Source organism: Celeribacter sp. (assembly GCF_048266405.1).
GTDB lineage: Bacteria > Pseudomonadota > Alphaproteobacteria > Rhodobacterales > Rhodobacteraceae > Celeribacter.
On the sequence record NZ_JBLWZO010000037.1, the window covers coordinates 1 to 5,894 of the forward strand.

General features: G+C 53.2%; 5 protein-coding genes. All 5 read left to right on the top strand.

Translation table 11 applies throughout. The annotated features are described in order from the left end of the window. A partial coding sequence (locus tag ACN0TS_RS18940) for a TonB-dependent siderophore receptor (protein ID WP_417260875.1) occupies window positions 1–2,260 on the top strand: 2,260 nt, incomplete at its 5' end. A gap of 98 nt (window positions 2,261–2,358) precedes the next feature. Then, window positions 2,359–3,795, top strand: coding sequence for an alanine racemase (locus ACN0TS_RS18945; protein WP_417260876.1), 1,437 nt, complete (start codon window positions 2,359–2,361; stop codon window positions 3,793–3,795). Continuing rightward, window positions 3,792–4,832, top strand: a complete 1,041-nt coding sequence (locus tag ACN0TS_RS18950) for a PLP-dependent cysteine synthase family protein (RefSeq protein WP_085620009.1) — start codon at window positions 3,792–3,794, stop codon at window positions 4,830–4,832. Before ACN0TS_RS18945 ends, ACN0TS_RS18950 begins: the two co-directional genes overlap by 4 nt. Then, on the top strand, window positions 4,832–5,305 hold the full coding sequence (locus tag ACN0TS_RS18955) for a hypothetical protein (RefSeq protein ID WP_339858273.1): 474 nt from the start codon (window positions 4,832–4,834) through the stop codon (window positions 5,303–5,305). The genes ACN0TS_RS18950 and ACN0TS_RS18955 overlap by 1 nt, the downstream gene beginning before the upstream one ends. After that, window positions 5,302–5,894 (top strand): 2-dehydropantoate 2-reductase N-terminal domain-containing protein (locus ACN0TS_RS18960; RefSeq protein ID WP_417260877.1); only part of this gene is annotated, 593 nt, incomplete at its 3' end. The genes ACN0TS_RS18955 and ACN0TS_RS18960, both read left to right, overlap by 4 nt.

Consider the following 5,894-nt stretch of genomic DNA (forward strand, 5'->3'; position numbering starts at 1 on the left):
TGATGGTGTCGCCGAGATCGGCGCAGCATCGGGCTGGCGGATCGCCTATACGGTTGATCTTCCGGGAATTGAAGGCACGCGTGTTATCCGCGGTGACATGACGGTTCCTGCTGCAATGGAAATCTTGCTACGTGGTACCGGGCTGTCCTATCGCGAAACCGGTGAAAACGCCCTGATCCTGATTGATCTGGCGGCGGAGGCTGGACAATCTGGCGCCACAATTGTCGACCCGATCCGTGTCGAAGGCGTTGGTGTAAAGTCCGATTTGGCGCCAGCATATGCCGGTGGTCAGGTTGCGACCGGCGGGCGACTTGGCCTGTTGGGCAATACCGACATCATGGACGCCCCGGTCAGCATCACCAGCTACACCAGCGAAAGAATCGCTGATCAGCAGGCGCAAACGATTGCAGACGTCCTGAAAAATGATCCGTCCGTCAGAACACCAAACAGTGGCGGCGGGATGCTTGATACCTATCAAATTCGCGGGTTCAGCATCAATACAGGGAATTCCGGCGAGATGGCGCTGAACGGTGTTTATGGCGTTGCGCCAACCTATCGCGCACTTTCCGGTTTTGCAGAACGTGTCGAAGTTCTTAAAGGTCCGGCGGCTTTGCTGGGCGGAATGGCGCCAAATAGTGGTGTTGGCGGGGTTATCAATATTGTTCCCAAACGTGCCGGTGACACGGACCTTAATCGGGTTAGTGCCGATTACGGACTTGGCGAACAGGCGGGTGGCAATATTGATTTTAGCCGCCGGTATGGTGAAAACAGTGAGTTTGGGGTTCGCTTTAATGGTGGATACCATAACGGCGATACCTATCTGGATCACCAGACCCGCGAAACATCACTTGGTGCCCTTGCCCTTGATTATCGTGGCGAAGACCTTCGTCTTTCTCTTGATGTTATTGATCAGCGTGAAAACCTGAACGCACCATTCCGTGAATACCGGATTGCGTCGGGGGTGACGATGCCGTCTGCCCCGGATGGCAACAAGAACGTTACCCATGATTGGGAATGGTCGGATGCCGTTGATCAATCCGCGATGTTGCAGGGTGAATACGATCTTGATAACAGCTTCACCCTGTTTGGTAATTTTGGCGGCGGGAAAACCGAAGTCGACCGGTTATTCGGTTATCCGATCATTCGCGGTGCCGATGGCACAATCGAAGATGACAGCCTGTCCTATATGCGGTTCCAGACGGAGCGTTGGACTGCCAGCAGTGGCGTTCGTTCCGAATTTGAAACTTTGGACGTCAATCACGAAGTGACCCTTGAGGCCAGCCGGTATCAGGATATCTTTAGTCGCGGGCGTGTGTATTCGGCTACCGATCCATTTTCAAATATCTATGCACCGGTGGCCAATGCGCCGATTGCAGTTGCAGCCCCGGCATCCAAGCCAAAAATCTCTGAAACGGCTATGACCGGTGTGGCATTGGCTGACACCATGTCGGTGTGGGATGATCAGCTTCTTGTAACGCTTGGGGCGCGCCAGCAGCGCGTTGAAACCGATAATTTCAGCGAAACAACCGGTGCGAAAACCTCGACCTATGACAAAAGCGTTCTGACGCCCATGGCTGGTATCGTATTCAAACCGGTGGAAAGTGTTTCACTTTACGCCAACTATATTGAAGGTCTCAGCAAGGGGGCGAATGCACCGATCACCGGACAGGCATTGTCGCCTTATGTTGCCGAACAGATCGAAACCGGTGTGAAATTGGACTTTGGTTCATTTGGCGCAACTGCTGCAGTATTCCAAATCACAAAGCCTTTCGCCCAAAATGTAAGCGGCAGTTATAGCAGTGACGGCGAACAGCGGAACCGTGGGTTTGAGCTGAACGTATTTGGGGAAGTTACGCCGAATGTTCGCTTGCTGGGCGGGGTGATGTTCCTTGATGCGGAACTGACCAAGACCAACAGTACCTCGACCCAAGGAAATCGTGCCATTGGTGCGCCAGAAATGCAGGCGAACCTGACCGCAGAATGGGATACCCCCTTTGTCAAAGGGATGACGCTTAGCGGTACGATTACACACACTTCCGAACAATATATCGACACTGCCAATACCCAGGATATCCCTGATTGGACGACGCTTGATCTTGGCCTTCGGTATAAAACAACTCTTGCCGAAACGCCGGTTACCTTGCGGGCAACAATTCAGAACGTCACGGACGAGGATTATTGGTCCGGTGTGAACGAATTCAGCATGATTTCAGTTGGTGCCCCGCGTACAGCATTGCTGTCTCTGACTGCCGATTTCTGATGGTGCGGGCGGCATCGATTACGGTGTCGCCCAACCCAATCCGACAATAAAAAAAACGGACATCGAAAAGATGCCATTCACTTTACGGGACGGAGCAAATGACATTTTTGTCCAAGGTTAAGGGGGACGGGCAATGCCCTGATCCTGGTCCAAGCCGGTTGCCTGCACTGTTGCCGGTTCTTGATCCGGCGATCCACCGATTGTTGTCGGATGATGGCAACAGATTGGCGACGTTAACCAATCAATACGGGTCGCCGCTTAATATTGTTTTCCCACATATCCTTGGTCAGAACCTTGCGCGGATAGCCAATGCGTTTGATCGGCATGCGATAAAGTCGAACATTTTTTATGCCGCAAAAGTGAATAAGTCTCATTCGCTTATTTCTGCGGCGATTTCCTGCGGGATCGGTGTTGATGTTTCAAGCCTGTTTGAGCTTGAAGACGCCCTGACTTCTGGATGTGATGGCAGTCTGATTTGTGCGTCGGGTCCGGCTAAACCCAAGGATTTTCATCAGAAACTGATCGATGTCGGTGCCCTGATATCGATTGATTCGCTTGAGGAACTTTATGATCTGGTTGCATTAACCAGCAATCGGGAACAGGGCTGCAAAGACCGTATCTTGCTGCGCTACCGTCCGATCAATGCAAGTGCGAGCAGGTTCGGCCTTGCCCCCGAAGATATGCCTGAAGCATTACGGTTTGTTGCGCAGCATTCCGGGGATCTTGCGTTTGAAGGTTTCCATTTTCATCTCGGTGGTTATGCCCATGAAAACCGGGTGCAGGCATTTTGCGAGATCACCGAATGGGTGCGGGTTGCCGCTGATCTTGGTCTTTCGGTCTCAATGATTGATATCGGTGGTGGCTTGCCGGTTCGCTACGTTGAACCGGATTCTTATGCTGCCTTTCTGGCTGTCCAGAACGGCGATCATTACCGCAATGGTATCGTGCCGCGTTCTTTCTATCCCTATGGCGGTGCGGTTGATGCCACAGAATGGATCGACAGGTTCCTTTTGGCCGTCGGGCCAGAGGACATGACCGTGGGACAATATCTGCGCGCTACCGGAATTGCTATCGGGTTGGAGCCGGGCCGCAGTCTTGCCGATCAAACGGCGATTTCGGTATTTCGCATTACACGCACTAAAAACCTGCCTGATGGCACATGTGTTCTGTTTGCTGAAGGCAGCAGTTTCAGTGCCTGTGAGACATGGTTCGCGTCTGAATTTCTTGTGGACCCCATCTTGATTTCGGCTGCTGTGCCGGGGCAAGCCAATGCTGGTGAAAAGCCGGAAAATGGTCCTGTTCGGGCCTATGTCGCAGGCCATAGCTGCCTCGACGAGGACATCATTTCCAATCGATTGATTTCTTTTACGACCAAGCCGCAAAAGGGCGATTTGCTCGTTTATGGCAATACGGCCGGTTACCAGATGGACCTGTTGGAAAATGAATTCCACCGGGTTCCGATGCCGCGCCGTATTTCCATCAGCGCCGATCTGGCGACAGTTCAACCGGACGATCAAAAGGGAACATCCCGATGATACAGACCAAGGTTACCAATCTGATCGGAAATACCCCGTTGCTGGAACTTCCAGTCGCGGCACCGAATGTCCGTTTCTTGTTGAAGATCGAAAAGAACAATCCCGGCGGCAGCATGAAAGACCGCATGGCACGCAGTATGGTTTTGGCGGCAATCAAAGAGGGGCGTCTGTGCGAAGGCGGGACGATTGTTGAATCCTCGTCAGGCAATACAGGCATTGGTCTGGCAATTGTCGCAGCCGAACTGGGGCTGCGTTTCATTGCCGTTGTCGATCATCATGCCGCACCCGATAAATTGGCCGTCATGAGGGCGATGGGGGCCGAACTTCGTTTTGTCGATGGTGAATACGCCGAGGATGAGGTTGCCGTGGTTGAACGGCAACGTCTTGCGGCGGAATTGGGTGCAAATATTCCCGGCGCGATTTTTATGAACCAGTCTGATAACCCGGCCAACCCGGCTGGTTATCAAGGGTTTGTCGATGAACTGATTGCCCAGACCGGTGGCGAAGTTAATGCATTTTGTGGCTGTACCGGAACGGGCGGATCACTGAGCGGTATTGCCCGCGGTCTTAAAAAATTCAATCCGGCGATCCGTACTGTCGGGGTCGAACCAAAAGGATCGATTGTTTTTGGTCAGCCCGGTCATGCCTATTACCAGTCCGGTACCGGCACACCGAAAGGTGACGAAGTTGGCAAGGTTCTTGATTACGATGTGATCGATATCGGGACTCAGGTTGGTGATGCCGAGGCTTTTGAAACCGCACGCTATGTTGCCCAAAATTGTGGCCTTTTGGTTGGTGGGTCTACCGGTGGGGCGATTTATGCAGCATTGGAACATATCCATGCGGGCAAGATTGGCGGCACGGTTGTCTGCACCGTTGCCGATGGCGGCGAGAAATACTTGCACACGGTCTTTGATGAGAAATGGCTTGCTGCACGTGATTTGCTAAATACTGGCGTGTGGCGTCAACTGGCGCAATGGATGCCGCTGGCGCGACCATATGCGGCACATCCGGAACTTATCGAGGATGTCGCTTAATGGCCATCTCACAGCAGAAATGGCCGATCGTTCTGATTGATCCGCATCGTTTGCGCCGCCACGAAGAACATGTTTCTGCCCATGCAGATGCCCTGCGTAACGTTATATTGGCGGCCGGTATTTGGACAACTCCGATTGTTGTCGAATGGGAAGACCTGATTGTCATGGACGGGCATCATCGCCTGTCTGTTGCTTGTGCTGCGGGATTGTCGCATGTGCCCTGCCTGATGGCAGATTACCGGACGGTCCGGGTCGAAACACGCCGTGCCGATTTTGTCGTGACACCCGATGATATCCGCAAGCGGGCCCGCACCGGGGCACTTTATCCACCCAAAACCACACGTCACCATATTCCCGCTGAATGGAATGCTGCCTGTGCGATTGATCTGGATCTTCTGCGTGTGATGCCGGCCTTGAACTATTCGTTGGCAAATGGCCCCCATCGCGATGTGGATGGGAGGTGTGCGGGATGATTTCACAAACCCAGACGCCGGAACCGCTTCGCGTGGTGATTTGTGGCGGTGGCCGGACCGGACATTTGAATGCTGTGTTGTTCAAACAGCTTCCCGGTGTCGAAGTTCGGCTTCTGACCGGGAATGATGCCGTGGTTGCGGCGCATAATACGGGCACAGGCATTCAGGCACTTCTGCCGGATGGCGGTGACATCAGCGCACGGCTGGATGGTATCAGTTCAAACCCCGGCGACATCATGTCTGATGCGGATATTGTCATTGTGACATTGCCTGCACATGCCCGAATGGACTTGTTGCGCCAGATTGCACCATATCTGCCAACAGATAAGCCGGTTTACGTCGGGGCTATTCCCGGATTTTGCGGTTTTGACTGGCTGGCAGAAAATATTCTGGCTGAGAACGCAAATGTTGTGATTTGGGGCATGAAGGATGTGCCCCATACCGCGTTCGAACTTAACCCGGGCCGGTCGATTCGGATGGGCGGGGCAAAAAGTGTTTTGCATGTCGCAACGCATGATCGTGAAACCGATACTGCGCGTTATGAGCTGGCCGGGCATTTCAAACGGCTTTACGACGCCCCGGTTGTGCT